The sequence below is a fragment of the Streptomyces sp. NPDC102283 genome, assembly GCF_044766265.1.
GTDB lineage: Bacteria > Actinomycetota > Actinomycetes > Streptomycetales > Streptomycetaceae > Streptomyces.
Genome location: NZ_JBIWLQ010000001.1, coordinates 530,544 through 556,069 on the forward strand (window position 1 = coordinate 530,544; position 25,526 = coordinate 556,069).

The 25,526-nt window shown below is 73.0% G+C and carries 22 protein-coding genes; 14 read left to right on the forward strand and 8 right to left on the reverse strand.

The features are described 5' to 3' along the window. Positions 1-97 precede the first annotated feature (97 nt). Positions 98-1,408, reverse strand: a complete 1,311-nt coding sequence (locus ACIRJT_RS02615) for a helix-turn-helix domain-containing protein (protein WP_403903482.1) — start codon at positions 1,406-1,408, stop codon at positions 98-100. Between the two features lie 126 nt (positions 1,409-1,534). Here ACIRJT_RS02615 and ACIRJT_RS02620 point away from each other — a divergent pair, with 126 nt between their 5' ends. After that, on the forward strand, positions 1,535-3,340 hold the full coding sequence (locus ACIRJT_RS02620; RefSeq protein ID WP_403904431.1) for a DUF6350 family protein: 1,806 nt from the start codon (positions 1,535-1,537) through the stop codon (positions 3,338-3,340). Here the strand turns inward: ACIRJT_RS02620 and ACIRJT_RS02625 are convergent. Next, a complete protein-coding gene (locus ACIRJT_RS02625) occupies positions 3,330-4,367 on the reverse strand; it encodes a hypothetical protein (RefSeq protein WP_403903485.1) in 1,038 nt (345 codons plus the stop codon). The two genes, ACIRJT_RS02620 and ACIRJT_RS02625, sit on opposite strands and share 11 nt — an antisense overlap. 261 nt (positions 4,368-4,628) lie before the next feature. On the opposite strand from ACIRJT_RS02625, the gene purN reads away from it, so the two are divergent. From purN to ACIRJT_RS02640, 3 genes are all read left to right on the forward strand, one after another. Further along, positions 4,629-5,285, forward strand: a complete 657-nt coding sequence (gene purN / locus ACIRJT_RS02630) for a phosphoribosylglycinamide formyltransferase (protein ID WP_403903487.1) — start codon at positions 4,629-4,631, stop codon at positions 5,283-5,285. After that, positions 5,272-6,825: a bifunctional phosphoribosylaminoimidazolecarboxamide formyltransferase/IMP cyclohydrolase gene (gene purH / locus ACIRJT_RS02635; RefSeq protein WP_403903489.1), complete on the forward strand. Its 1,554-nt coding sequence runs from the start codon at positions 5,272-5,274 to the stop codon at positions 6,823-6,825. The genes purN and purH overlap by 14 nt, the downstream gene beginning before the upstream one ends. Before the next feature lie 180 nt (positions 6,826-7,005). Then, positions 7,006-8,538, forward strand: coding sequence for a DUF2079 domain-containing protein (locus tag ACIRJT_RS02640; protein ID WP_403903491.1), 1,533 nt, complete (start codon positions 7,006-7,008; stop codon positions 8,536-8,538). A gap of 82 nt (positions 8,539-8,620) precedes the next feature. On the opposite strand, the gene ACIRJT_RS02645 is transcribed toward ACIRJT_RS02640, so the two are convergent. Further along, entirely contained in the window at positions 8,621-9,247 is a 627-nt protein-coding gene (locus ACIRJT_RS02645; protein ID WP_403903494.1) for an RDD family protein, read from the reverse strand. Between the two features lie 220 nt (positions 9,248-9,467). Here ACIRJT_RS02645 and ACIRJT_RS02650 point away from each other — a divergent pair, with 220 nt between their 5' ends. The 4 genes from ACIRJT_RS02650 (at position 9,468) to ACIRJT_RS02665 (ending at position 13,920) form a co-directional block, all read left to right on the forward strand. After that, on the forward strand, positions 9,468-10,349 hold the full coding sequence (locus ACIRJT_RS02650) for a bifunctional methylenetetrahydrofolate dehydrogenase/methenyltetrahydrofolate cyclohydrolase (protein WP_403903497.1): 882 nt from the start codon (positions 9,468-9,470) through the stop codon (positions 10,347-10,349). A gap of 23 nt (positions 10,350-10,372) precedes the next feature. Then, complete coding sequence (locus tag ACIRJT_RS02655; RefSeq protein WP_403903500.1) at positions 10,373-10,966, forward strand: DUF3017 domain-containing protein; 594 nt, start codon at positions 10,373-10,375, stop codon at positions 10,964-10,966. A 513-nt stretch (positions 10,967-11,479) separates the two neighbouring features. Next, positions 11,480-12,697 (forward strand): helix-turn-helix domain-containing protein, encoded by a 1,218-nt coding sequence (locus ACIRJT_RS02660; RefSeq protein WP_403903502.1) that lies wholly within the window; start codon positions 11,480-11,482, stop codon positions 12,695-12,697. Between the two features lie 233 nt (positions 12,698-12,930). Next, positions 12,931-13,920 carry a malate dehydrogenase gene (locus tag ACIRJT_RS02665; protein WP_403903504.1) on the forward strand — a complete coding sequence of 330 codons (990 nt, stop codon included), beginning with the start codon at positions 12,931-12,933 and terminating at the stop codon, positions 13,918-13,920. A gap of 85 nt (positions 13,921-14,005) precedes the next feature. Here the strand turns inward: ACIRJT_RS02665 and ACIRJT_RS02670 are convergent, their stop codons facing one another. Further along, positions 14,006-14,521, reverse strand: coding sequence for a carboxymuconolactone decarboxylase family protein (locus tag ACIRJT_RS02670; RefSeq protein ID WP_403903507.1), 516 nt, complete (start codon positions 14,519-14,521; stop codon positions 14,006-14,008). A 47-nt stretch (positions 14,522-14,568) separates the two neighbouring features. Between ACIRJT_RS02670 and ACIRJT_RS02675 the strand changes: the two genes are divergently transcribed. The 3 genes from ACIRJT_RS02675 to ACIRJT_RS02685 all read left to right on the forward strand — a co-directional run bounded on the left by ACIRJT_RS02675 (position 14,569) and on the right by ACIRJT_RS02685 (position 17,538). Then, entirely contained in the window at positions 14,569-15,969 is a 1,401-nt protein-coding gene (locus ACIRJT_RS02675; RefSeq protein WP_403903510.1) for a PLP-dependent aminotransferase family protein, read from the forward strand. Positions 15,970-16,072: 103 nt separating this feature from the next. After that, positions 16,073-16,345, forward strand: a complete 273-nt coding sequence (locus ACIRJT_RS02680; protein WP_403903513.1) for a hypothetical protein — start codon at positions 16,073-16,075, stop codon at positions 16,343-16,345. A 5-nt stretch (positions 16,346-16,350) separates the two neighbouring features. Next, on the forward strand, positions 16,351-17,538 hold the full coding sequence (locus ACIRJT_RS02685; RefSeq protein WP_403903516.1) for a glutathionylspermidine synthase family protein: 1,188 nt from the start codon (positions 16,351-16,353) through the stop codon (positions 17,536-17,538). A gap of 48 nt (positions 17,539-17,586) precedes the next feature. Here ACIRJT_RS02685 and rocD read toward each other — a convergent pair whose 3' ends face one another. Beyond that, positions 17,587-18,792 (reverse strand): ornithine--oxo-acid transaminase, encoded by a 1,206-nt coding sequence (gene rocD, locus ACIRJT_RS02690; protein WP_403903518.1) that lies wholly within the window; start codon positions 18,790-18,792, stop codon positions 17,587-17,589. A gap of 311 nt (positions 18,793-19,103) precedes the next feature. Here rocD and trpS point away from each other — a divergent pair, with 311 nt between their 5' ends. After that, positions 19,104-20,096: a tryptophan--tRNA ligase gene (trpS, locus tag ACIRJT_RS02695; RefSeq protein WP_403904434.1), complete on the forward strand. Its 993-nt coding sequence runs from the start codon at positions 19,104-19,106 to the stop codon at positions 20,094-20,096. Positions 20,097-20,220: 124 nt separating this feature from the next. Beyond that, positions 20,221-20,820, forward strand: a complete 600-nt coding sequence (locus ACIRJT_RS02700) for a 2'-5' RNA ligase family protein (protein WP_403903520.1) — start codon at positions 20,221-20,223, stop codon at positions 20,818-20,820. Between the two features lie 38 nt (positions 20,821-20,858). Here ACIRJT_RS02700 and ACIRJT_RS02705 read toward each other — a convergent pair whose 3' ends face one another. Together ACIRJT_RS02705 and ACIRJT_RS02710 are read right to left on the reverse strand one after the other, a co-directional pair. Then, entirely contained in the window at positions 20,859-21,614 is a 756-nt protein-coding gene (locus ACIRJT_RS02705) for a decaprenylphospho-beta-D-erythro-pentofuranosid-2-ulose 2-reductase (protein WP_403903523.1), read from the reverse strand. Between the two features lie 53 nt (positions 21,615-21,667). Further along, entirely contained in the window at positions 21,668-23,032 is a 1,365-nt protein-coding gene (locus tag ACIRJT_RS02710; RefSeq protein WP_403903526.1) for an FAD-binding protein, read from the reverse strand. A 173-nt stretch (positions 23,033-23,205) separates the two neighbouring features. On the opposite strand from ACIRJT_RS02710, the gene ACIRJT_RS02715 reads away from it, so the two are divergent. Then, positions 23,206-24,147: a YihY/virulence factor BrkB family protein gene (locus ACIRJT_RS02715; RefSeq protein WP_403903529.1), complete on the forward strand. Its 942-nt coding sequence runs from the start codon at positions 23,206-23,208 to the stop codon at positions 24,145-24,147. Here ACIRJT_RS02715 and ACIRJT_RS02720 read toward each other — a convergent pair. Next, positions 24,144-25,505, reverse strand: coding sequence for a D-alanyl-D-alanine carboxypeptidase family protein (locus tag ACIRJT_RS02720; RefSeq protein WP_403903531.1), 1,362 nt, complete (start codon positions 25,503-25,505; stop codon positions 24,144-24,146). The genes ACIRJT_RS02715 and ACIRJT_RS02720 overlap by 4 nt on opposite strands. Positions 25,506-25,526: the final 21 nt, after the last annotated feature.

Genomic DNA, 25,526 nt, shown 5'->3' on the forward strand with positions numbered 1-25,526 from the left:
GAACGGCGCGGGCCCGCGCCCCTGCATCACCGGGGGTGCGGGCCCGCGCCGTTCGCGTACGCGGCCGGCAGCCGGTGGGCGACGAGCGCCCGACGGCTCAACGGAGCTGCGGGATCAGCCGCTCCGGGCCGCGCGCCAGCTGTTCGCGCAGCGACTTCTGGAGCTTCAGGTCCTGCGCGGTGAGCTTCTGCGGACCACCGCGGGGCGGTACGCCCCCGACCCGCTCGGCGGGGGAGATCGGCTGCTCGTAGTGGGTGGGCGCGGTGTGCAGGGTCAGTCCGGTCACGGCGATGAGGACCGCGACGCCCGCGATGGCGGCCCGGGTCCACAGCCTGGCCCTGTCCTCGCTGCCGGTGCGCACGGCACGGGCGGGCCGCGGTACGGGGACGTGCTCGGCGAGCGCGAGCCCACCGAGCCGGTCGTGCAGCAGGGCCGACTGCTCGGCGGGCGAGTCGGCGGCCGCCAGTTCGGGGAGCCGCTCGGCGACGGCGGCGCGGGCGGTCATCAGACGGCCCGCCGCCGCCGGCGTGCTGGCCTCCGTCTCGGCCGCGGTCTCCGGGAGGTCCAGGCCGACCCCGTCGTACAGGAGCAGCGTGCGCCGGTAGGCCGGGGGCAGCTCCAGCAGCGCGTCGAACAGCGCCTGCTTCCCCGGCTCCGTGGGCGGGGCGTCGGGGTGCCGGTGCGCACGGCGCAGCCGGTGCCAGGGGGACATCGCGTACTCGTACGCCGCCGCGCGCACCCAGCCCGCCGGATCGCGGTCGACGGCCACCTCGGGCCAGCGGTGCCAGGCCAGTTGGAAGGCTCGCTCGACGGACTCGCGGGCCAGTGCGCGGCGGCCGGTCAGGAGATAGCTCTGCCGAACGAGGCCGGGGGCGGTGCGGGTGTACAGCTCGTCGAATGCCTCGGCGGGTGAGAGACGCCGCTCGCCTACCGCCTCGGTAGCGCTGCCCGAGCCCGCCTCCGCCACCGTCGACGGGGCCTCCGCCACCACTGCCTTCACCTCCGGAGCGGCCTCGGGAATCGCTTCCGGGGCGGCTTCCGCAGCGGTTTCCGGGATAAGTTCCGGAGCCGCCGAAGCCGTTGGAGTCGCCGGAGTCGCCGGAGTGACCGGAGTGACCGGAGTGACCGGAGTAACCGGCGTGGCTGGAGTCGGCGGCTCCGTCGCAGCTGTCGGCGGCGTCGGGGTGAGCGTCTCCGGTTCGGGAGCGATGAGCTTCGCGTACAGCGCGCGCTTGCGCCCGCGCGGGCTCGTGCGCCCCGTCTCCCAGGAGCGCACGGTGGCGCGCGTGACGCCGACGGCCGCCGCCACCTGCTCCTCGCTCAGTGATTTCGCCTCGCGCAGTCTGCGGCGCTCCTTGGGGGAGGGCAGCTGCGGCGCGGCGGCCTCGTCGGTCGCGCTCCGGGTCATGGACGACCCCCGGCAGCGCCGCACTGGGTGAAAAAGTACATAAACGTATATTGGGCGACACGGCGGCTGTTCGCGCGTTACGCGAAATAAGCGCGTGTCGTTGGCAGCATGGGCCGCGTGACCCAAATGACGCAACGCAACCCGAAGGCGACGGCCGAGCGGAGCCGCACGCTCGCCCTGGCCTCCGCCCTGGTGCGGGGTGCCGTCGCCGCCGGGCTCGGCCTCGGGGCCCTGACGGTGCTGGTCATGGTGGTGTGGATCAGCTCGCCGTACCCCGACAGCGGACCGGGCGGGGCGCTGCGTACGGCCGCCGGGGTCTGGCTGCTCGCGCACGGTGCGGGACTCGTGCGGCCCGACACCCTGAGCGGCGTTCCCGCACCCGTCGGAGTGGTGCCGCTGCTGCTCGTGGTGGGCCCGGTCTGGCTGGCACACCGCGCGGCGCGCGATGCGGCGGAGCCGGAGGAGGGGCGGCCCAGGCCTTCGCAGGCAGGCGTGTTCTGTGCGGTGACCGCGGGATACCTGCTGGTCGTGGCGGGGGCGGCGGCCTGTGCCCGGGGCCGTTCGCTGCGCCCGGACCCGGACACGCTGGTGTTCCCGGTGGCGCTGGTGGTGGCCGGTGCGGCGGCGGCCGGGGTGTGGACGGCGGCCGGGCGGCCACTGGGGCCCCTGCCGTCCTGGTCGCCGCTGGCGCTGCACGAGGCGATCGCCCGGACGCTCTTCCGCGACCGGGCCGAGGCGGTGTGCCGGTCGGCGGCGATGGGCGTGACCGTGCTGCTCGGAGGCGGTGCGCTGCTGGTCGCGGTGGCGCTGGGCCGGAACGCGGGGGCGGCGCACGACGCTTTCCTGGGGCTCGCGGGCGACTGGTCGGGACGGTTCGCCGTGCTCCTGCTGGCCGCCTCGCTCGCGCCGAACGCCGCGCTGTGGGGAGCGTCGTACGGGCTCGGCCCCGGTTTCTCGCTCGGTACGGGAGCCACCGTCACCCCGCTGGGCCTGGACGGGACCCCGGTGGCACCCCCCTTCCCCCTGCTGGCGGCCGTGCCGGACCAGGGGCCGGGCTCCCCGTTGAACTGGGCGGCCCTGGCGGTGCCGGTGACGGCGGCGCTGGCGGTCGCCTGGTTCACCGCCCGCAGGGCAGCGCCCGCCGACGCGCCCCGCGCTCAGGTGTGGAGCCGGCGCGAGACGGTGCGGGTGCTGCTGCTCGCCGCGCTGGCGTGCGGTGCCGTGACGGGGCTGCTCACGGCGGTGGCCGGCGGGTCGCTCGGCACCGGGGCGCTGAGGGAGTTCGGCCCGGTGTGGTGGCTGGCCGGTCCGGCGGCACTGGCGTGGATCGCGGGCATCGGCGTACCGGTGGTCCTGCTGCTGCGTCTGTGGCGCCTGCGCACGCCGGGCTGGGCCTGGCGCAGGGACGTGCCGGAAGCGGACGAGGTCCCGGTGACAGTGCCGGCGCCGACGCCGACGAAAGCGACGACGCCCGAGGAGAAGGAAGAGGTGGCGGCGGAGGCGGAGGCCGTCGTCGGGCGTCCGCGCCGCTGGTGGGCGCCGTGGCGTGGGCGGGGCCGGGCGGCGGGCGCGTCCGGCGATGCGGCACGGGCCGCTTCCTCCGTTCCGGTCCCGGGGGCGGCCCTCGAAGCGGCCCCCGGCGCGGTCGGCGCGGGGGCGGGGCGGGGCGACGCGGGGTTCGAGCCGTACGACTTCCTGCCGACCGACCCGTGGCACGAGAAAGACTTCAGGGAGGCCCGTTGGGCCTCCCTGAAGCGGAATTCCGGCGGACTGATGGCCGACTTCGCCGCAGAACCCGCCGCCGATCCGGCCGATCCGGCCGCTTCCACCGATCGCGCCGATCCCGCTGATCCCGCCGGCTTCGCCGATCCCGCCGATCCCGCCGCGGGCCGCCCCGCGCCGGGGCCGGACCGTCCGGGGCCTACTCCTTGACGCCGAAGAACGGCTCCAGCGGCTTCGGCAGTTGGTCGTTGCAGGCCAGCGCGCCGGTCTTGGTCAGGGCGTCGTTGACGCAGGTGTAGTAGTCGCGATAGACGAGCTGCACGGTGAACGTGGTCGCCACGATGAGCAGCGCCAGCAGGCCGGTCACCAGGCCGCTCACCGCCGCCGTGGTCTGCTGCCTGCTGCTGACGCTCGGCGGCGCGGGGGGCGCGGGCGCGGTGCGCGAGGCTCCGGAGACGTCGGCCGCCGTGGCTCCCGTGCCGGTCCCGGCCCCCGTGGCGGGCCCGGCCGCCCGGGTGTCGCCCGCCGAGGCGCGGTCCGTGGCGGAGGCGCCCTTCATCGGGGTGCGGAGCGCGCTGATCGCCCAGTACGTCGAGAGCGCGCCCAGCAGCAGCGCGAGCTCGGAGAGGTCGAAGAGGGCGAAGAAGAAGGCCCACATGCCGCCGAGCACCGCGTAACGGGCGCGCCGCTGTGCGGGGTCGGTGGGATCCCAGCGCAGTCCGCCCGGACCGCCGCGTTCGGAACCGCCCTTGCCTCCCTGGCCGCCGGAGCCGTTCCCGCCGGAGTGGCCGCCGAAGCCGCCGTTGCCCCGGCCGGGCTGCTCGTTGCTCCACTGGCTGCCCCACGACGGGCGGTCCCCGGAGCCGTTCCCTTCGGACCCACCGTTCCCGTCCGAAGCGTCCGAACCGTTCGACCCCTGCGAGCCGTCCGACCCGGCGGGGCGCCGCGGCTGCCACGGCCGGTCCGGACGGTCCGCGGGCGGCGCGGCGAACGGGTTGTCCTTCTGGGGCTTCCCGCCGGAGCCGGAGCCCGGTGCGGAGCCCGAGGAGGAGGAACCCGAGGAAGCGGGATCCGACGAGGAGGGTCCCGGCGACGAGGGTTTCGAAGACGAGGGTCCTGGAGACGAGGACCCCGGCGAGGAGGGGTCCGGCGAGGAGGACTGGCGTTCCCGCATCAGCGGAGCGGGCCGCTCGGTCAGGGGGAGGCGGAAGGCGGTGCGACGGCGTCGGTCCGGCATGTGGTGAACGTCTTCCCCATCTCGTCATGTCCGCCCGTAGGACGGTTCGTCCGCCCGGTGGACGGCTCGCTGTCCCCTGACGCTACCTCCCGGTCACGCCCCCGTCCCGTGGGGGCCGTCGGGTGTGCCGGTATCGTTGCTGACGGTCGGCCCGTTCGTAGGGTTCCCCGTATCGGGCGAAGCGATTCTTTCGTACGACCCTACAAAGAGCATGCCGCGCCTGCGTCACCATGCGGTCATCACGTGAGAAAGGGCCCCGACGTGGCCTCCCCGCCCCCCTCCGCCTCTCCTGCCCGGCTGGTCGTCCTGGTCTCCGGATCGGGTACGAATCTCCAGGCGCTGCTCGACGCCATCGGCGACGACCCGGCGGCGTACGGGGCGCGGATCGTCGCGGTCGGCGCGGACCGTGACGGGACCGGCGGCGTGGAGCGCGCGGAACGGGCCGGAATCCCCACGTTCGTGTGCCGGCTCAAGGACCACGCGACCCGCGCGGAGTGGGACGGGGCGCTCGCCGCGCAGGTCGCCGCGCACCGCCCGGACCTCGTGGTCTCCGCCGGTTTCATGAAGATCGTCGGCCCGGCGTTCCTCGCCGCCTTCGGCGGCCGGACCGTCAACACCCACCCGGCCCTGCTGCCCAGCTTTCCCGGTGCCCACGGAGTGCGCGACGCACTCGCGTACGGCGTGAAGGCCACCGGCTGCACCGTCCACTTCGTCGACGACGGCGTCGACACCGGTCCGATCATCGCGCAGGGCGTGGTCGAGGTGACCGAGGAGGACACCCCGGAGGGTGAAGCCGCCCTCCACGAACGGATCAAGGAAGTCGAGCGCTCGCTGCTCGTCGAGGCCGTGGGGCGGATCGCCCGTGACGGCTATCGCATTGAGGGACGAAAGGTTCATCTCGGTCATGTCGGTGAATAAGCCCATCCGCCGCGCCCTGGTCAGTGTCTACGACAAGACGGGGCTCGAAGACCTCGCCCGCGGTCTGCACGAGGCGGGCGTCGAACTCGTCTCCACCGGCTCCACCGCCGGGAGGATCGCCGCCGCCGGCGTGCCGGTCACCAAGGTCGAGGAGCTCACCGGCTTCCCCGAGTGCCTGGACGGCCGCGTCAAGACACTGCATCCCCGCGTCCACGCCGGCATCCTCGCCGACCTGCGTCTCGACGCCCACCGCGAGCAGCTCGCCGAGCTGGGCGTCGAGCCCTTCGACCTGGTCGTGGTGAACCTCTACCCGTTCAAGGAGACCGTCGCCTCCGGCGCCTCCGACGACGAGTGCGTCGAGCAGATCGACATCGGCGGCCCCTCGATGGTCCGCGCCGCCGCCAAGAACCACCCCTCCGTCGCCGTCGTCACCAGCCCCGAGCGGTACGCCGACGTCCTCGCCGCCGTCAAGGCCGGCGGCTTCGACCTCACCGCCCGCGCGCGGCTCGCCGGCGAGGCCTTCCAGCACACCGCCGCCTACGACGTGGCCGTCGCCTCCTGGTTCGCGGACGACTACGCCGCCGCCGACGCCTCGGGCCTCCCCGAGTTCCTCGGCGACACCTACACGCGCAAGAACGTCCTGCGCTACGGCGAGAACCCGCACCAGCCCGCCGCGCTCTACACCTCCGGCGACGGCGGTCTCGCCGAGGCCGAGCAGCTGCACGGCAAGGAGATGTCCTACAACAACTACACGGACACCGACGCCGCCCGCCGCGCCGCCTACGACCACGCCGAGCCGTGCGTCGCGATCATCAAGCACGCCAACCCGTGCGGCATCGCCATCGCCGACGACGTCGCCACCGCGCACCGCAACGCGCACGCCTGCGACCCGCTCTCCGCGTTCGGCGGCGTCATCGCCGTCAACCGCCCGGTGACCGTCGAGATGGCCGAGCAGGTCGCGGAGATCTTCACCGAGGTCATCGTCGCCCCGGCCTACGAGGACGGCGCCGTCGAGGTGCTGGCCCGCAAGAAGAACATCCGCGTGCTGCGCGCTCCCGAGGCCCCGACCGCCGCGTTCGAGGTGAAGCCGATCGACGGTGGCGCGCTGCTCCAGGTCGCCGACCGCCTCCAGGCCGACGGCGACGACCCGGCCAACTGGACGCTCGCCACCGGCGACGCGCTCTCCGAGGCCGAGCTGAAGGAGCTGGCCTTCGCCTGGAAGGCGAGCCGCGCCGTCAAGTCCAACGCGATCCTGCTCGCCAAGGGCGGCGCCTCGGTCGGCGTCGGCATGGGCCAGGTCAACCGGGTCGACTCCGCGAAGCTCGCCGTCGAGCGGGCGGGCGAGGAGCGGGCGCGCGGGGCCTACGCCGCCTCCGACGCCTTCTTCCCGTTCCCCGACGGCCTGGAGATCCTCACGGCCGCCGGCGTCAAGGCCGTCGTCCAGCCCGGCGGGTCCGTCCGCGACGAGCTGGTGATCGAGGCCGCGAAGAAGGCCGGCGTGACCATGTACTTCACGGGCACGCGCCACTTCTTCCACTGACCGGGACCACCGACCCGGACCTCTTCCACCGGCTCGCCGACCCGGCCCCACCGGCTCGCCGACCCGACCCGAGGCCGCACCCCGACACGGGTGCGGCCTCGGCCGTGTCCGTCGTACGGAATCGGCTCGCCGCTCTGTTCTAATGAACGGCCGTGGAAATCCCTAGCGGGGGCAGTCACCGTGCTTGAGCTGAACAAGAGTGGAACGGACCGGTCGGGGCCGGGACGCCTGCCCGCCCAGGGCCCGGGGCCGGACGGCCGTCCGGCCGGCGACGCGCCGCGTACGGGCGACGGCGACGCCGCCGAACGCGTACCCCTGCGCCCGTACCTCGTCGCCGGCGCGATCCTGTGCGCGCTCTACTTCCTCTACGCGTACTTCCAGTACAGCCGCTTCGGCTCGCCCTCCTGGGACCTCGGGATCTTCGAGCAGGAGGTCCGGGCGTACGCCGGCTTCAACGCCCCGGTCGTCGACATCAAGGGCCCCGGCTATCTGATCCTCGGCGACCACTTCTCGCCGATCGTGGCGCTGCTGGCCCCGCTGTACTGGCTCTGGCCGTCGGCCGAGTCCCTGTTGTTCGCGCAGGCCGCGCTGTTCGCACTGGGCGCGGTCATCGTCGGCCGCACCACCCAGCAACTCCTCGGCGGGCGTTCCGGGCTCTGCGTCACCGTCGCGTACGGACTCTCCTGGGGGATCCAGGAAGCGGTGAAGGCCGACTTCCACGAGATCGCGTTCGCCGTACCGCTGCTGGCCCTCGTCTGCCGGGCCCTGCTCCTGAAGCGGTACACGGCCGCTCTCCTGTGGTCGCTCCCCCTGGTCCTGGTCAAGGAGGACCTGGGCGCCACCGTGGCGGTCGTCGGCTTCCTGCTCTTCGTGTACGGCCGCCGCCTCCAGGGCGCGCTGCTCGCCGCCTTCGGGGTCGCCGCCTTCGTCGTCACGCTCATGGTCCTCATCCCGGCGGCCAGCAGCGCGGGCACCTACGACTACTGGCAGAAGATCGACAAGAACGGTGAGCAGGACGTCTCGATGCTGGACTCCGTCCTCGGCGTCCTCAACTCCTCCGTCAAGATCGAGATGATGGTCTTCCTGATCGGCATCACCGCGTTCATGGCGCTGCGTTCACCGCTGACACTGCTGATCGTTCCCACGCTCGGCTGGCGGCTGCTCTCGCAGGACAGCAACCACTGGGGCATGGTCTGGCACTACAGCGCGATCCTCATGCCGGTGCTCTTCCTCGCGCTGGCCGACGGCGTCCGCCGCAGCCGCGACTCGCACCGGCCCTGGCTCGCCTCGTACGCGAAGGTCGCCGTGCCCGTCGCCGCCGCGATCGCGGTCGCGATGACCCAGCACCTGCCGCTGCGCGACCTGCTGCGCCCGGAGACCTACCGCACCGGCGACGCCCGCAGCCAGGCGGCCCGGGCGGCGCTCGACGCCATTCCGGCCGGGGCGCGGGTCGAGACGGACATCACGCTGATGGCCCACCTCACCTCCGACCGCACCGTCTACTGGGTCGGCGGAGCCCCCGGCACCGCCCCCGACATCGTCGCCATCAACCTGGACTTCGGCTGGTCCCGTCCGATCCAGGACCCGGTGGCCTACGCCCAGCAGCTGCACCCCGAGGCGTCCTACCGGCTCAAGCACCGGGGCGGCAGCTTCGTGGTGATGGAGCGCACGTCACCGGAGCCGGCGGAGATCCCGGGCGTCCGGGGCGACTGACCGGGCTGTCGTCGCCGGACACGCCGCGAGGGCCGCACCCGATCACGGGGTGCGGCCCTCGCGGCGTGTCCGGAAGGGAGCGTCAGCCGGCCTTGACGACCACCGTCGAGCAGACCTTGTCCGCGAACGTCTGCTTCTTCGCGTCCCACAGCGGCCACAGGAAGCCGATGTAGCACGGCGAGTCGAGGATGTGGGCCAGACGGCGCACGAAGGCCATGCCGAAGCCCAGCGGGCGGCCGTCGGCCTCGCGCAGCAGGCGGATGCCCACGGCCTTCTTGCCGATCGTCTGACCGGTGGTGCCCTCCTGGTACACCTGCCAGATACCGAGACCGAGAGCCAGGAGCGCGCCGATCATGACCATCACGCCGCCGGCCGAGTCGCCCATGGCGCCGCCGATGGCGATGAAGACGATGTACGGGATGAAGATGATGATCCCGTCGATGATGGTCCCGCCGAACCGCAGCCCCCAGTGGGCCAGCTCCGGCATGCCGCCCTGGCCGGGCTGCTGCGGGTAGCCGCCGCCGTAGGGCTGGCCGGGCTGCTGGGGGTAACCGGGCTGCTGGGGCTGGCCCGGCTGCTGCTGCGGGTAGCCGTAGCCCTGCGGCGGGACACCCTGCGGAGCCTGCTGCGGGTAGCCGTAACCGGGCTGTCCCTGGGGCGGCTGGCCGGGCTGCTGCCCGTACGGGTTGTTCGGGTCGCCGAAGCTCATAAGGGGTGTTCCTTCAACAGGCGTGTGGGGACGAAATGGCCACACGGAGGAAGGACATCGATCAGCGGCCCGCCCCCCGTACAACCGCGGCCCTCATCGTTATAAGCGGAACATATGTTTGTCCAGTCCGGAGCCCCGGATGTTGTGCAAGTGCAATGTGCGGTACGGGGGCGGCACCGGCAATTGGTATGCGGGCGGGGTCATCCGCGAGGATGGGCGCATGACTGCCCAGATTCTCGATGGCAAGGCCACCGCTGCCGCGATCAAATCCGATCTGACCGTCCGTGTGGCGGCCCTCAAGGCCCAGGGGATCACTCCCGGCCTCGGAACCCTGCTCGTCGGGGACGACCCGGGCAGCCGGTGGTACGTCAACGGCAAGCACCGTGACTGCGCCCAGGTCGGCATCGGCTCCATCCAGCGCGAACTTCCCGACACCGCCTCGCAGGAGGAGATCGAGGACGTCGTCCGGGAGCTCAACGCCAATCCCGAGTGCACCGGTTACATCGTTCAGCTGCCGCTGCCCAAGGGCATCGACACCAACCGGGTCCTGGAGCTGATGGACCCGGAGAAGGACGCCGACGGGCTGCACCCGATGAGCCTCGGCCGCCTCGTCCTCAACGAGAGCGGCCCGCTGCCCTGCACCCCGCAGGGCGTCGTCCAGCTGCTGCGCGCGCACGGCGTGGAGATCAACGGGGCGCACGTCGTGGTCGTCGGACGCGGTGTCACCATCGGCCGGTCGATCCCGCTGCTGCTGACCCGCAAGTCGGAGAACGCAACGGTGACCCAGTGCCACACCGGCACCCGGGACCTCTCCTCCCACCTGCGGCAGGCCGACATCATCGTCGCCGCCGCCGGGGTGCAGCACCTGATCAAGCCGGAGGACGTGAAGCCGGGCGCCGCCGTGCTCGACGTCGGCGTCAGCCGGGACGCGGACGGCAAGATCGTCGGCGATGTGCACCCGGGGGTCCGCGAGGTGGCCGCCTGGGTCGCCCCGAACCCCGGGGGCGTCGGCCCGATGACCCGCGCGCAGCTGCTGGTCAACGTGGTCGAGGCCGCCGAGCGGGCCGCCGCCGAGGCCGCCGACGCCGCCGCAACGGGCTGACGGCCGGATCCGGAGGGAACCTCATGGGTGCTGGTACGAGTCCGACCGACCCCGCTCCGGCCGGCCGGGCGGCGGCAGCGGACGAGCCGCGCGAACCGGACGGGCGGGACGAGGTGGACGGGGCCGCAGAGCCCACCGGGTCCGCCGGGTCCACCGGACCGGACCCGACGACGTCCACGGACCCGTCCACGGACGGGGTCGCGGCCGGCGGGCGGCCCCGCCGGTCGCGGCGGTTCCCGCGGTTCACCCGGGACACCGCCCGGCCCGAGGGCGGTGGCAGGGCGGCGTCCGGCGACGCACCCGCCCCGGCGCGGCAGTGGCCGCTGCTCACCGTGCTCGGCGCGGCGGGACTCGGACTGCTGATCGTGGTGCTCGACCCGTTCGACCAGGCGTTCCGCATCGGCACGATCCTGATCGGCGGCGCGCTGATCACCGGGGCCGTGCTGCGCTGGATGGTGCCGTCGGTCGGGATGCTGGCGGTGCGTTCCCGCTTCACCGACCTGGTCACGTACGGGCTGATGGGCACGCTGATCGTGCTGCTCGCGCTGGTCGCACAGCCCAGGCCCTGGCTCGACGTCCCGGTCCTGGAGGACGCGGTCCGCTTCACGATCCGCTAGCGGGCGTCCCGTCCGGATCCGGTCCGTGGTGTCCGTCCCTACCCCCGAGGAGGGACGGACACCACGGCGGAACGGGGCGACCGGGCAAGGGGCCCGGTACGCGGCGGGACGGGCCGCCTTGCCCCGTCCCGACTCCAGCGTCACGGACACGAAAGACTCGAACAAGCGCTCACTGTGGCCTGTGGCACGGAAGTGACCATTCCGGCACGGTGTGATCGCCGCGCAACGATGGCAGACTGGTCCGGCGCACAGAGCGGCACGGAGCAGGCGGAGCAGTGGCCGGCGGGTGTTCGGCGCGGTGTTCGGGGCGCGTGAGGACACGCACCCCGTACCGAATGCTCCCGTGCGCCTCCTCGTCAGGAACTGACACCCTGGCTCCGCGCATCCTCGTGGGTAGTCCAGCTGCCGGTCCGGACCGGACGGCCGGCGGACGGACCGGGGGATGTACGGGCCGGGGGCCGGCCGCAGCGGGGCTCAGCAAGTACGTCCGGGGGACATGAGGGGGGAGAAGCGATGCCTCGTTGGAAGGCACTGCCCGAAGAGCTCGACCCGCAGATCAGGGAGTTCGCCAGCCAGCTGCGCAGGCTCGTCGACCGCAGTGGGCTGAACATCAACGCGATAGCCGACCGCACGGGTTACAGCAAGACGTCCTGGGAGCGGTATCTCAACGGGCGACTGCTCGCACCGCGCGGGGCCGTCGTGGCCCTCGCCGAGGTGACGGGCACCCCGCAGCACCACCTCACGACCATGTGGGAGCTGGCGGAGCGGGCCTGGAGCCGGGCCGAGATGCGCCACGACATGACGATGGAGGCCATCCGCATCACGCAGGCCCGTGCCGCGCTCGGCGAGCTCGGCACGCCGTCTTCCGGCGGCCCCGCGGGCGGCCGGTCCGGCCGGTCCTCCTCCGGCGGCCGGCACAGCGCGTCCGGCGCCGGTGCGCGGGTTCCCGCCGCCGCGGGCCCGGCCGGCACGGACGCCCCGCCCCGCGACGTCCACGGCAAGGACCCCTACGGCGGCGGAGCCCACGAGCCCGGCGACGACGACACCCGCCAACTCCTCGTCCCCACCCAGCGCGGCACCGCACCGCATCCCGCCCGCCACCAGGACCGACCGTACGACGGCGGGCGGAACCAGGGCGGGCAGCGGCCGCAGCGCGACACGGCGGAGCATTCCAGCCGCGGCTCCGGCCCCGGCTCCGGCCGGGACAGGCGCGGCATCCGACCGGGCACGGCCCCCGGCGGCCGCGGGACGGGCGCCGCCATGCTCGCCGTCGGGGCCGTCGGCGCCCTGATCGTCGTGGTCGGCGCGGTGCTGCTCGCACCGGGCGACGACGCGGCCAAGGCCGCACCCTCCCCGTCAGCGGCCCCCACCAAGGCCGCCACGGAGCTGCCCGTGGGCGTCGAGTGCAGTGGCGCGGACTGCGCCGGGCAGGACCCCGAGGCGATGGGCTGCGGCGGCGAGTTCGCCCGTACGGTGGCCGGCGCCGTGGTCGGCGGCAGCAAGATCGAGGTCCGCTACAGCGAGGTCTGCTCCGCCTCCTGGGCCCGGCTCACCGAGGCGGCCATCGGCGACACCGTGCGGATCACCGCCGGCGGGGGAGCGCAGAACGGCGAGGTCATGGGGGACACCGACGCGTACACCCCGATGGTCGCGGTGAAGAAGGCGGCCGACGCGAAGGCCTGCGCGACGCTCACCTCGGGCACGAAGGGGTGCACCGAACCGGGCGGGTGACGGCGGGCCCGGGGCGGCGGCGGTCTGGAGGCCCGTCGCCCGCGCGTGCGGTGTGTGACCGGTTGTGCGCGGTGCCACAGGGGGCCGGGCGGCCCGGCCCGGCCGGGTCCGATAGCCTGACCGCTGGATATCTCTTCACGTCAAGATTCGTCGGGGCGCGGAGGGTGTCCAGCACCAGGGTCCGGCACCAGGGGCCGGGACCCCCACCGCCAGCTGTCTAAACGGAGACCGCCATGACCCGCACTCCCGTGAATGTCACCGTGACCGGCGCAGCCGGCCAGATCGGCTACGCGCTGCTCTTCCGCATCGCCTCCGGCCACCTGCTCGGCCCGGACGTGCCGGTCAACCTGCGCCTCCTGGAGATCCCGCAGGGCCTCAAGGCCGCCGAGGGCACCGCGATGGAGCTCGACGACTGCGCCTTCCCGCTGCTGCGCGGCATCGAGATCACCGACGACCCGAACGTCGGCTTCGCCGGTGCGAACGTCGCCCTGCTCGTCGGCGCCCGCCCGCGCACCAAGGGCATGGAGCGCGGTGACCTGCTCGCCGCCAACGGCGGCATCTTCAAGCCGCAGGGCAAGGCCATCAACGACAACGCCGCGGACGACATCAAGGTCCTCGTCGTCGGCAACCCGGCCAACACCAACGCGCTCATCGCGCAGGCCGCCGCCCCGGACGTACCGGCGGAGCGCTTCACCGCGATGACCCGTCTGGACCACAACCGCGCGATCTCGCAGCTGGCCGCCAGGACCGGCGCCGCCGTCTCCGACATCAAGAAGCTGACGATCTGGGGCAACCACTCGGCCACCCAGTACCCGGACATCTTCCACGCGGAGATCGCCGGCAAGAACGCGGCCGAGGTCGTCAACGACGAGGTGTGGCTGGCCGACACCTTCATCCCGACCGTCGCCAAGCGCGGCGCCGCGATCATCGAGGCCCGTGGCGCGTCCTCGGCCGCCTCGGCCGCCAACGCCGCCATCGACCACGTGCACACCTGGGTCAACGGCACCGCCGCCGGCGACTGGACCTCGATGGGCATCCCGTCGGACGGCTCCTACGGCGTCCCCGAGGGCATCATCTCCTCCTTCCCGGTCACCACGAAGGACGGGAAGTACGAGATCGTCCAGGGCCTGGACATCAACGAGTTCTCCCGTAAGCGCATCGACGCGTCGGTCAAGGAGCTCACCGAGGAGCGCGACGCGGTCCGCGAGCTCGGCCTCATCTGAGACCCGCACCCGCACCACGCGAAAGCGCCCCCGGCAGCACAGGCCGCCGGGGGCGCTTTCGCGTTCTCCGCCGCCGTGAACGCGGTCAGCTCTTGAAGTCGCCGGGCGTGTAGTGCCCGGGAGCCAGCCGGCCGGACACGCCGAAGCGGTTCCAGACGTTGATCACGCTGATCGAGGCGATCAGCTGGGCCAGCTCGGTCTCCTCGAAGTGCTTGGCGGCCTCCTCGTACACCTCGTCCGGGACGAAGCCGTCGGTCAGGACGGTGACCGCCTCGGTCAGGGCGAGCGCCGCCAGCTCCTTCGCGGTGTAGAAGTGCTGCGACTCCTGCCAGGCGCTGAGCTGGACGATCCGCTCGACGGACTCGCCCGCCGCGAGCGCGTCCTTGCTGTGCATGTCCAGGCAGAACGCGCAGTGGTTGAGCTGCGAGGCCCGGATCTTCACCAGCTCGACCAGGACGGGGTCCAGGTCTTTGCGAGCGGCGATGTCGAGCCGGACCATCGCCTTGTAGACGTCCGGGAGGAGCTGGGAGACGGAGAGCCGGGGCGGGTGCTCGGGGGAGGGGTCGGCCGGGGCGTGGTGGTGCTCGTGCGTCGAGGTCATGAGGACGACGCTACGGCCCCGATGGCACCCCGGTATGGTCCATTGGCATGATGGATTCCTGGGCCACTTTCGGCGCGGACCTGCATCTGGAACCGGTCGGCCAGGGGCTCCGCAGCGGGCTGATGGAGGCGCTGCGGGAGGCGGTGCGCACCGGCCGCCTGACCCCCGGCACCCGGCTGCCGTCCTCCCGGGTGCTCGCCGCAGACCTGGGCGTGGCCCGCAACACGGTCGCCGACGCCTACACCGAACTGGTCGCCGAGGGCTGGCTCACCGCCCGGCAGGGCTCGGGGACCCGGGTCGCCCAGCGGTCCGCGCCGCGCCGGACCGACCCCGCGGCGGCCCGGTCCCGGCCGGTACGGCCTGGGGCCGGGTACAACCTGAGGCCCGGCTTGCCGGATCTCTCCGCCTTTCCGCGCACCGCCTGGCTCAAGGCCGCCCGCAAGGCGCTCACCGCCGCACCCGACGAGGCCTTCGGCTACGGCGACCCGCACGGCCGCGTCGAACTGCGCACCGTGCTGGCCGAATACCTGGCGCGGGCGCGCGGGGTGTACGCCGACCCGGAGCGCATCGTGATCTGCTCCGGCTTCGCGCACGGGCTGACGCTGCTGGGCCGGGTGCTGCGGCAGCGCCGGGTCCGGGAGATCGCCGTCGAGTCGTACCACCTCGACCTCCACACGAACCTCCTCACCGACGCCGGGCTGCGCACCCCGTGCCTGCCCCTGGACGAGCACGGGTCCCGGACCGGCGAGCCGGCCGCGATGCGCGGCGCGGGCGCGGTCCTGCTGACCCCGGCGCACCAGTTCCCCACCGGCGTACCGCTGCACCCGGACCGGCGGGCCGCCGCCGTCGACTGGGCCCGGTCCACCGGCGGGCTGATCCTGGAGGACGACTACGACGGGGAGTTCCGGTACGACCGGCAGCCGGTGGGGGCGCTCCAGGGCCTCGATCCGGAGCGGGTGGTGTATCTCGGCACCGCCAGCAAGTCGCTCGCCCCGGGGCTGCGCCTGGGCTGGATGGTGCTGCCCCGGAGCCTGGTGGGGGAGGTGGTGGCGGCGAAGGGCGTGTCCGACTGGATGTCCGGCTCGCCCGACCAGCTGACGCTCGCGGAGTTCATCGCCTCGGGGGCGTACGACCGGCATGTGCGCTCCATGCGGCTGCGCTACCGCCGTCGCCGCGACCAGCTCGTCGCGGCGCTCGCCGAGCGCGCGCCGGGCATCGAGGTCAGCGGGATCGCGGCCGGGCTGCACGCCGTCCTCGAACTCCCGCCGGGCGCCGAGCGTTCGGTGATCCAGGCGGCTGCGTTCCAGGGCCTGGCGCTGGACGGCCTCGCGCGCTACCGCCACCCGGACGCCCCGGCCGCCCGGGACGCCCTGGTGATCGGCTACGGCTCTCCGTCGGAGAGCGCCTGGACGGGCGCCCTCGACGCCCTGTGCCGGGTGCTCCCTTGACGGCCAGGTTCCGAACAACAATCCCCTCCCACTAATCTGACAAGAGGTCCGGTGGTGAAAAAGGACGCCGGATCCGATCGCGTACCACGGGGGAGAACCGAACATGGCCACACGAAGGCTGAGGTCGAGCACGGTCGTGCTCGGCGGCATGGGGCTGCTCGCCCTGACGATCACGTCCTGCGGCTCGGAGCCGGACAAGCGCTGCGCCGACCGCACGACGCAGAAGTCCCTGCCGAGCTCCGAGTGCCGCAGCGGCGGCAACGGTTCGTACTACTACGGGGGCAAGAGCGACAGCGGCAAGGTGCAGGGCGGCAGCTTCGACAAGTCGGCCGTGGACCGCGGCGGCTTCGGCTGCTCCGGCTCCGGCGGCGGCTGACCGCCGTGGAACGCCGCACGATCGAGCCGCGCCCCGGCTGGCAGGAGACCGTCGAGGCGCAGGGCGTCGTCTACCCGCTCACCCGCTACCCGGACGACTCGCTGCGCCCGTACTGGGACGAGAGCGCCTACTACGTCTTCTCGCTGCCCGAGGTCGAGGCGCTGGAGGAGGTCGTCGAGGAACTGCACACGATGTGCCTGGCCGCCGCGGCGCACATCGTCGAGCGAGACCGCTTCGCCGACCTCGGCATCACCGACCCCCGCCTCGCCGGACTGGTCGCCGAGTCCTGGCGCCGCCGGGACGAACTGCCGTCCGTGTACGGGCGGTTCGACCTGTGCTACGACGGGAACGGCCCGGCGAAGATGCTGGAGTACAACGCCGACACCCCGACCTCGCTGGTGGAGGCCGCGAGCGCGCAGTGGTTCTGGATGGAGGACCGGTTCCCCGGGGCCGACCAGTGGAACTCCCTGCACGAGAGGCTGGTCGACGCCTGGAAGCGGCAGGCGCCCCTGCTGCCGCCCGGACCGCTGCACTTCGTCCACTCCGACGGCGACGAGCTGGGCGAGGACCTGATGACGGTCGCGTATCTGCGCGAGACCGCCCAGCAGGCCGGGCTCGCCACCCACGCGCTGTCCGTCGAGGAGATCGGCTGGGACCGGCTGTCGGGCCGGTTCGTCGACGAACGGCTCAGGTTCATCCGCAGCTGCTTCAAGCTCTACCCCTGGGAGTGGCTGGCCACCGACCGCTTCGGCCCGCAGGTGCTGGACACCCTCGACAACGGCGGCGGCTCCGGCACCACCTGCTGGATCGAGCCCGCCTGGAAGATGCTCCTCTCCAACAAGGCGCTGCTCGCGATCCTCTGGGAGCTGTACCCCGGCCACCCCAACCTGCTCCCCGCCTACCTCGACGGTCCGCGCGAGCTGGCCGGACCCGGCGGGGCCGGATACGTGTCCAAGCCGCTGCTCGGCCGCGAGGGCGCAGGCGTCGAGCTGTACGGCCCCGGCTCGCCGCCCGTGTCGCGCGACGAGCCGTGCTGCTACCAGGAGGTGGCCCCGCTGCCCGACTTCGACGGCAACCGGGCGGTGCTCGGCGCGTGGGTCGTCGAGGACGAGGCGGCGGGGCTCGGCATCCGGGAGTCGGCCGGGCCGGTCACGGACGAGTACGCCCGCTTCCTGCCCCACGTCATCCTCTGAGACCCCGGGGCCGGCCCCGGCCCGGTCCGGCCCCTGGATCTCCGGCGCTCAGGCGCTCAGCACCGACCGCAGCCGGTCCAGGCCCCAGTCCAGGTCCTCCTTGCTGATCACCAGCGGCGGGGCGATCCGGATCGTGGAGCCGTGGGTGTCCTTCACCAGCACCCCCAGCGCCATCAGCTTCTCGGAGATCTCCCGGCCGGTGCCCAGCGCCGGAGCGATGTCGACGCCCGCCCACAGCCCCCGGCCGCGCACCGCCTCCACCGCGCCACCGCCCGTCAACAGGCCCAGCTCCCGGTGCAGATGATCGCCCAGCTCGGCCGCCCGCTGCTGGTACTCGCCGGTCCGCAGCATCGCGATCACCTCCAGCGCCACCGCGCAGGCCAGCGGGTTCCCGCCGAACGTGGAGCCGTGCTCGCCGGGCCGGAACACGCCGAGGACGTCCGCCGAGGAGACGACCGCCGACACCGGCACCACCCCGCCGCCCAGCGCCTTGCCCAGCAGGTACACGTCCGGCACGACGCCCTCGTGCTCCAGCGCGAACGTCTTCCCGGTACGCCCCAGCCCCGACTGGATCTCGTCCGCGATGAACAGGACGTTCCGCTCGCGGGTCAGCTCCCGTACGCCGGGGAGATAGCCGGCCGGCGGCACCAGCACCCCGGCCTCGCCCTGGATCGGCTCGATCAGCACCGCCACGGTGTTCTCGGTCATCGCCTCCCGCATCGCGGTGAGGTCCCCGTACGGCACGATCTCGAAGCCGGGGGTGTACGGGGAGAAGTCGGCCCGTGCCTCCGGGTCGGTGGAGAAGCTGACGATCGTGGTCGTGCGGCCGTGGAAGTTGTCCGAGGCCACGATGATCTTCGCCATGCCGTCCGGCACGCCCTTGACCCGGTAGCCCCACTTGCGGGCGGTCTTCACCGCGGTCTCCACGGCCTCCGCCCCGGTGTTCATCGGCAGCACCGTCTCCATGCCGCACAGCGCCGCCAGCTCCGTACAGAAGTCGGCGAACCGGTCGTGGTGGAAAGCCCGGGACGTCAGCGTCACCCGATCCAGCTGGGCCTTGGCCGCGTCGATGAGCCGGCGGTTGCCGTGGCCGAAATTGAGCGCCGAGTACCCGGCGAGCAGATCGAGGTACCGGCGGCCGTCGACATCGGTCATCCAGGCGCCCTCCGCCGAGGCCACGACGACCGGCAACGGGTGGTAGTTGTGCGCGCTGTGCGCCTCGGCGGAGGCGATGGCAGTTTCCGTGGTCGACACGGGATCTCCGTTCGTCGTGCGGCGTGGGCGGGGGTGGTGCCCACTTTGTATCGTCGGTCGGAACCCACGCCGGGAAACCTCCGTCGCCCGGCGCGCCCGCCGTCGCACGCCGGGCGGCCGAAATGTGGGGTTCGTCTCTGGCGTGCGCTCCCGTGCTCCGGACTCCTACGAGTACGCGCCCTCTCCGCCCCGCACCGGCTGCCGGAGATCGCCCCCGTACCTGAGACAATGGGGCCATGGCCTCTGATCGCCCTTCGCTCCCCACCGACCAGCCGCAGACGGGCCGCACCGGTGCGGCCGCCCGTCCGCGCGTGCTCTCCGGGATCCAGCCCACCGCGGGCTCGTTCCACCTCGGCAACTACCTGGGCGCGGTGCGCCAGTGGGTGGCGCTGCAGGAGAGCCACGACGCCTTCTACATGGTCGTGGACCTGCACGCGATCACGATCCCCCAGGACCCCGCCGAGCTGCGGGCCAACACCCGGCTCGCCGTGGCGCAGTTGCTGGCGGCCGGTGTGGACCCGGAGCGCTGCACGCTCTTCGTCCAGAGCCATGTGCCCGAGCACGCCCAGCTCGGCTGGGTGATGAACTGCCTCACCGGCTTCGGCGAGGCCTCCCGGATGACGCAGTTCAAGGACAAGTCCGCCAAGCAGGGCGCCGACCGGGCCACCGTCGGCCTCTTCACCTACCCGGTGCTCCAGGTCGCGGACATCCTGCTCTACCAGGCCAACCAGGTCCCGGTGGGCGAGGACCAGCGCCAGCACATCGAGCTGACCCGGGACCTCGCCGAGCGGTTCAACGGCCGGTACGGCCAGACGTTCACCGTCCCCGCGCCGTACATCCTCAAGGAGACGGCGAAGATCTACGACCTCCAGGACCCGGCGGTCAAGATGAGCAAGTCGGCCTCGACGCCGAAGGGCCTCATCAACCTGCTCGACGACCCGAAGGTCACGGCGAAGAAGGTGAAGAGCGCGGTCACCGACACCGACACGGTGATCCGCTTCGACGCCGAGAAGAAGCCGGGCGTCAGCAATCTGCTCACGATCCTCTCCACCCTCTCCGGCAGCCCCGTCGAGAACCTGGAACGGAGTTACGAGGGCAAGGGCTACGGTGCGCTGAAGACGGATCTGGCCGAGGCCATGGTGGAATTCGTCACTCCCTTCCGGGCCCGCACCCAGCAGTATCTGGACGACCCGGAGACGCTGGATGCCATCCTGGCCAAGGGAGCGGAGAAGGCCAGGGCCGTCGCCGCGGAGACGTTGGCACAGACGTACGACCGGATGGGCCTCCTGCCCGCGAAGCACTGAGTCCAAGGACCCTGGCGAGATCATGGCCGCAGGGGTCACACTTGCGGCGACGGAACGCGTGGGCCGGAGACCCGGCCCACGCGGCATGACCGGAAATCGACCATCGACGGTGGAGGAGAACGACGTGGGGACCGTAACGCTCGGCGTTTCGATCGCGGTCCCGGAGCCCTACGGCAGCCTGCTCCAGGATCGCCGCGCGAGCTTCGGGGACCCTGCCGCCTTCGGCATTCCCACCCACGTCACCCTCATGCCGCCGACCGAGGCGCAGTCGGCGGACCTGCCGGCGATCGAGGCGCACCTCGACAGGATCGCCGCGGCCGGCCGGCCGTTCCCGATGCGGCTGTCCGGCACCGGCACCTTCCGCCCGCTGTCGCCGGTCGTCTTCGTCCAGGTCGTCGAGGGCGCCTCGGCCTGCTCCTGGCTCCAGAAGCGGGTCCGGGACGCCTCGGGCCCCCTGGTGCGCGAGCTCCAGTTCCCGTACCACCCGCACGTCACCGTGGCCCACGGCATCGCCGAGGAGGCCATGGACCGGGCCTACGAGGAGCTCGCGGACTACGAGGCCGCCTGGACCTGCGGATCCTTCTCGCTGTACGAGCAGGGCCCGGACGCCGTCTGGCGCAAGCTCCGGGACTTCCCGTTCGGAGCGGGCGGCGGCACGCCCGCCGTCCCTGCCCAGGGCGGCTACACGATCGACGCGCAGCCGACCCCGTCGCTGCGGCCCTGAGCACCCGGGGCGAGCAGGCGGGACGTTCGAAGCACTCCCTAGACCGGCAGCCGACGGAACAGCGGGCGCGGTACGTGCCGCAGCGCCGCCATCACCACCCGGAGCGAACCGGGCACCCACACGGTCTCCGAGCGCCGTCGCAGCCCCGTGACGATCGCCAGCGCGACCTCCTCCGGGCCGGTCGCGAACGGCTGCTCCGGCCGTCCCGCCGTGGCCCGGGTCCGGACGAAGCCGGGGCGGACGACCATCACCTGCACCCCGGTCCCCTGGAGCGCGTCGCCGAGCCCCTGCGCGAAGGCGTCGAGGCCCGCCTTGCTGGAGCCGTAGATGAAGTCCGCGCGCCGGGCGCGCTCCCCGGCCACCGAGGACAGCACCACCAGCGAACCGTGCCCCTGCGCCTGTAGTGCGCCGGCGCACACCAGCCCGGCGGAGACGGCACCCGTGTAGTTGGTCTGGGCGACCCGGACCGCGGCCATCGGCTCCTCCTCGTCCCGCGCCTGGTCGCCGAGGACCCCGAACGCCATCAGCACCACGTCGATGTCGCCCTCCGCGAAGACCTTGCCGAGGACGACCTCGTGGGAGGCGGGGTCGAGTGCGTCGAAGTCGACGGTCCGCACGTCCGCACCCCGGCCGCGCAGCTCGGCGGCGGCCGACTCCAGGGCCGGGGAGGGGCGCCCGGCCAGCCAGACCCGGCGGGTGCGCAGGGCGATCAGCCGGCGCGCGGCGGCCAGGGCGATCTCGGAGGCGCCGCCGAGGACGAGCAGGGACTGCGGGGCGCCGAAGGCATCCTTCACGGAAATCTCCTGATCAGAGGGGGAGGTGGGGAACACGCGGCCACCGGCGGGTCCTACAGGCCGAGGCGGCGCGACAGATCGGAGCGGAACGCCTCCGTCGGGTCCAGCCGTGCCCGCAGCTCCCGGAAGTCGGCCAGCCCCGGGTACATCGAGGCCGCCGTCTCCGGCCGCATCCGGGAGTCCTTCGCCAGGCAGACCCGGCCCCCCGCGGCGGCCACCTCCTCGTCGACGTCGTCGAGGAAGCGGGCCAGACCGGGCAGGGCCGCGGGCAGATCCAGGGCCAGGGACCAGCCGGGCGCGGCGAACGCCAGCCCTCCGGGGTCCGCCGCCCCGAACCGCTGGAGCACGGCCCGCACGGCGGGGCTCCGGCGCGCCGAGATCCGCCGCACGACCCGATGCAGGGTCTCCTCCTGGCCGTACCCGACGGCGAACCGGTAGCGCACCAGGCCGCCCCGGCCGTACAGCAGGTTCGCGTCCGGAAAGGCGTCCGCGGCATGGAAGAAGGCGTGGACCGGCCGGAGCCCACCGGTCCGCGCGCGGGGTGCGCTCCGGTAGCGGACCTCGTTGTACAGGGCGGCCGATGCCGGGCCCAGCAGCCCTCCCGGCGCCGGCGGAAAGCCGGGGAGCCGGAACCGCTCCCGAGGTCCTCCGGAACGCGAGGAGAGCAGAGTGCGCCCCGCGTGCGCCGGGCGCATATCAGGGGTCGCGTGCTCCCCCCGGGTGAGGATCCCGCGTCCGGTCGCCCGGCCCCGGGCCATCAGGTCGATCCAGGCGGAGGCGTACGGCAGCCGGTCGCCGCCCGCGGTGAAGCGGGCCAGCAGGTCGTCCAGATCCCCGGCGCGCTCGGTGGAGACGGACATCAGCCCGGTGCTCACGCGCCGCAGGCGCAGGGTGGCGCCCAGGATCACCCCGGTCAGTCCCAGGCCCCCGGCGGTCGCGTCGAAGAGGGCGGTGCCCGGCAGCACCGTACGCACCTCGCCGTCGGCGGTGAGCAGCTCCAGGGCGCTCACGTGCCGGGCGAACGAGCCCGAGCGGCGGTGGTCGAGGCCGGACAGATCGGAGCCGATCGCCCCGCCGACCGTCACCCTGCCGGTCCCGGGCACGACCGGCGGGAGCCAGCCGAGCGGCAGCAGGACCCGCAGCAGCCGCTCCAGGCTCACCCCGGCGTCGCAGCGCACCACGCCGGCCGCGGCGTCGACACCGCCGACCCGGGCCAGCCCCGTCAGGTCGAGCACCGAGCCGCCCGCGTTCTGCGCCGCGTCCCCGGGCGACCGTCCCAGCCCGCGCGCGATGACACCCCGCGGCCCGCGCCCCCGGACGACGGCGGCCGCCTCCTCGTGGGTACGGGGGCGAAACCGCACGGCGGTCGTCGGGGCGGTGCGGCCCCAGCCGGTCAAGGACACCAGGTCGACGGACATGAGGGTGACCGTATCGTCCGGGAAATCCCCTTCGCGGCATTGGTGAATTCGCTCACCGGAACGGGTGATGGAGCGAGTGTCAGCGAAGCGTGACGGCGTTCCGCCGGACGCGTCCGGGAGAGTCCTGGGGCGGGCCGTCGATGTTCCGGGCCCAGGAGGGTACGCGTGACGTCATGGACTGGCTGAAGAAACTCCCGGTGATCGGGCCCCTGGTCGCCCGGCTGATGGAAACGCACGTGTGGCGTTCCTACGAGCGGCTGGACCGGGTCCACTGGGCCAGGCTCGCGGCGGCGATCACCTTCATCAGCTTCCTGGCCCTCTTCCCGCTGATCGCGGTCGGCGCGGCCGTCGCCGCCGCCCTGCTGAGCGACCAGCAGGTCGACACCGTCAAGGACAGGCTCGCCGACCAGGTGCCGGGCATCTCCGACCAGCTGGGCATCGACGGGCTGATCGCCAACGCGGGCACGGTCGGCCTGGTGGCCGGTGCGCTGCTGCTGTTCACCGGTGTCGGCTGGGTCGGCTCGATGCGGGAGTGCCTGCGCGCGGTCTGGGAGCTGGACGAGGTCCAGGAGGCCAACCCCGTCGTCGCCAAGGTGAAGGACGCCGTGCTGCTCGTCGGCCTCGGCGGCGCGGCGCTCGCCACCCTGGCGGTCTCCACCATCGGTTCGACGGCGGTCGGCTGGACCGCCGACCTGATCGGCATCCCCGAGGACGGGGCCGGCGGCATCCTGCTGAGGGTGGCCGCCCTGGCGGTCGCGGTCGCCGCCGACTTCCTGCTGCTGCTCTACCTGCTGACGCTGCTGCCCGGGGTGGAGCCGCCGCGCCGGCGGCTGGTGGTCGCGGCCCTGCTCGGGGCGGTCGGCTTCGAACTCCTCAAGCTGCTGCTCGGCAGCTACATGCGGGAGGTCGCGGGCAAGAGCATGTACGGCGCGTTCGGCGTGCCGATCGCGCTGCTCCTGTGGATCAACTTCACCGCGAAGCTGCTGCTGTTCTGCGCCGCCTGGACGGCCACCGGCAGCAAGGACGAGGAGGCGAACAGGGCGGAGGACGCGCCGGGGACGGGGACGGGGGATGCCGCCGGGACCGCGGCGCCCGGCGGCTCCACCCGCGTCTAGGACTTGTCGGTCGGGGCGGCCGAGGCGGTCGGCTCGACGGGTCCGTCCGTGCCGGCGGATCCGTCCGTGCCCGCGGGTTCGGCCGGGTCGGCCGTCGGCGGTGTGCGGCGGGTCAGGCCGGCCAGCGGCCAGCGGCGGTTGACGAGGAACACTCCGCCGGCCAGGAGCACCAGCAGACCGCCGATGATGGCCAGGGCGATGCCGACCCCGCTGGAACCGTCCGAGGCCGCCGACGCGTGCGTGGCCTCCTCCCGGCCCCCCGAGCCCTGGTCGGCTCCGGCGGCGGGTGCCGCGCCCTTGCCGCCGGTCGCGGTGCCGACGCCGGTGTCGACGGACTTCGGCGGCACCAGCTCGCCGACCGGGGTCACCTTGCCGCTCGCGGCGAAGCCCCAGTCGAGCAGGTGGGCGGCCTCCTTGTAGACGGCGTGGCTCTCCTCCGCCGACGGGTTCATGACCGTGACCAGCAGGACCTTGCCGTTGCGCTCGGCGACGCCGGTGAAGGTGTTGCCCGCGTGGGTGGTGTAGCCGTTCTTGACGCCCGCGATGCCCTGGTACGGGTCCACGCCGATGTCCCCGGTGATCAGCCGGTTGGTGTTCTGGATCTCGAAGGAGTCGCGCTTCTTCCCCTTCTTCTCCTCGCCGGGGAAGTCGGCCGACGCGGTCGCCGCGTACTCCCGGAAGTCCTTCTTCTGGAGACCGCTGCGGGCGATCAGGGTCAGGTCGTAGGCGCTGGAGACCTGGCCCGGCGCGTCGTACCCGTCCGGCGAGACCACCCGGGTGTCCAGGGCCTGGAGCTCCTCGGCGTGCTTCTGCATCGCCGACACCGTCTGCGGGACGCCGCCGTACATCTCCGACAGGACGTGTACCGCGTCGTTGCCCGACCGCAGGAACACCCCGAGCCACAGGTCGTGGACCGTGTAGGTGTGGTCCTCCTTGATTCCGACCAGGCTGCTGCCCTCGCCGACCCCGGACAGCTCACCTTCCGTCACCTTGTGGGTCAGGCTGGTGGGCTGGAGCGTGGGCAGGACGGTGTCCGCGAAGAGCATCTTCAGGGTGGACGCGGGGGGCAGCCGCCAGTGCGAGTTGTGCGCCGCCAGGACATCGCCGTTCTCCGCGTCCGCGACGATCCAGGACCGGCCGGTCAGCTCCTTGGGCAGCACCGGCGCCCCCGCGCCCAGATTGACCTGGGTGCCGGCCCTGGCCAGCTGCTCCCCGCCGAGGCTGGACATCGTGCTCGGCGGCTTCGGCTGTTTGCCGTCGCTCTTGTCCTTGTCGGCCGCAACGGCGGGACTCAGGACGAAACCGGACAACAAGGCGGCGGTGGTGACCGTGATGGCGATCTTTTTCAGAGCAGGCACGGTCGGAAACGTACAGGGCGA

Bases quoted from the DNA above. Each gene is read 5' to 3' on its own strand.
- ACIRJT_RS02650 (WP_403903497.1), top strand. From the start codon at position 9,468: ATGACTGCCCAGATTCTCGATGGCAAGGCCACCGCTGCCGCGATCAAA.
- ACIRJT_RS02645 (WP_403903494.1), bottom strand. From the start codon at position 9,247: ATGAGCTTCGGCGACCCGAACAACCCGTACGGGCAGCAGCCCGGCCAG.
- ACIRJT_RS02710 (WP_403903526.1), bottom strand. From the start codon at position 23,032: ATGTCCGTCGACCTGGTGTCCTTGACCGGCTGGGGCCGCACCGCCCCG.
- ACIRJT_RS02675 (WP_403903510.1), top strand. From the start codon at position 14,569: ATGATGGATTCCTGGGCCACTTTCGGCGCGGACCTGCATCTGGAACCG.
- ACIRJT_RS02715 (WP_403903529.1), top strand. From the start codon at position 23,206: ATGGACTGGCTGAAGAAACTCCCGGTGATCGGGCCCCTGGTCGCCCGG.
- ACIRJT_RS02665 (WP_403903504.1), top strand. From the start codon at position 12,931: ATGACCCGCACTCCCGTGAATGTCACCGTGACCGGCGCAGCCGGCCAG.
- ACIRJT_RS02625 (WP_403903485.1), bottom strand. From the start codon at position 4,367: ATGCCGGACCGACGCCGTCGCACCGCCTTCCGCCTCCCCCTGACCGAG.
- ACIRJT_RS02680 (WP_403903513.1), top strand. From the start codon at position 16,073: ATGGCCACACGAAGGCTGAGGTCGAGCACGGTCGTGCTCGGCGGCATG.
- ACIRJT_RS02655 (WP_403903500.1), top strand. From the start codon at position 10,373: ATGGGTGCTGGTACGAGTCCGACCGACCCCGCTCCGGCCGGCCGGGCG.
- ACIRJT_RS02620 (WP_403904431.1), top strand. From the start codon at position 1,535: ATGACGCAACGCAACCCGAAGGCGACGGCCGAGCGGAGCCGCACGCTC.
- ACIRJT_RS02615 (WP_403903482.1), bottom strand. From the start codon at position 1,408: ATGACCCGGAGCGCGACCGACGAGGCCGCCGCGCCGCAGCTGCCCTCC.
- ACIRJT_RS02660 (WP_403903502.1), top strand. From the start codon at position 11,480: ATGCCTCGTTGGAAGGCACTGCCCGAAGAGCTCGACCCGCAGATCAGG.
- ACIRJT_RS02670 (WP_403903507.1), bottom strand. From the start codon at position 14,521: ATGACCTCGACGCACGAGCACCACCACGCCCCGGCCGACCCCTCCCCC.
- purH (WP_403903489.1), top strand. From the start codon at position 5,272: ATGTCGGTGAATAAGCCCATCCGCCGCGCCCTGGTCAGTGTCTACGAC.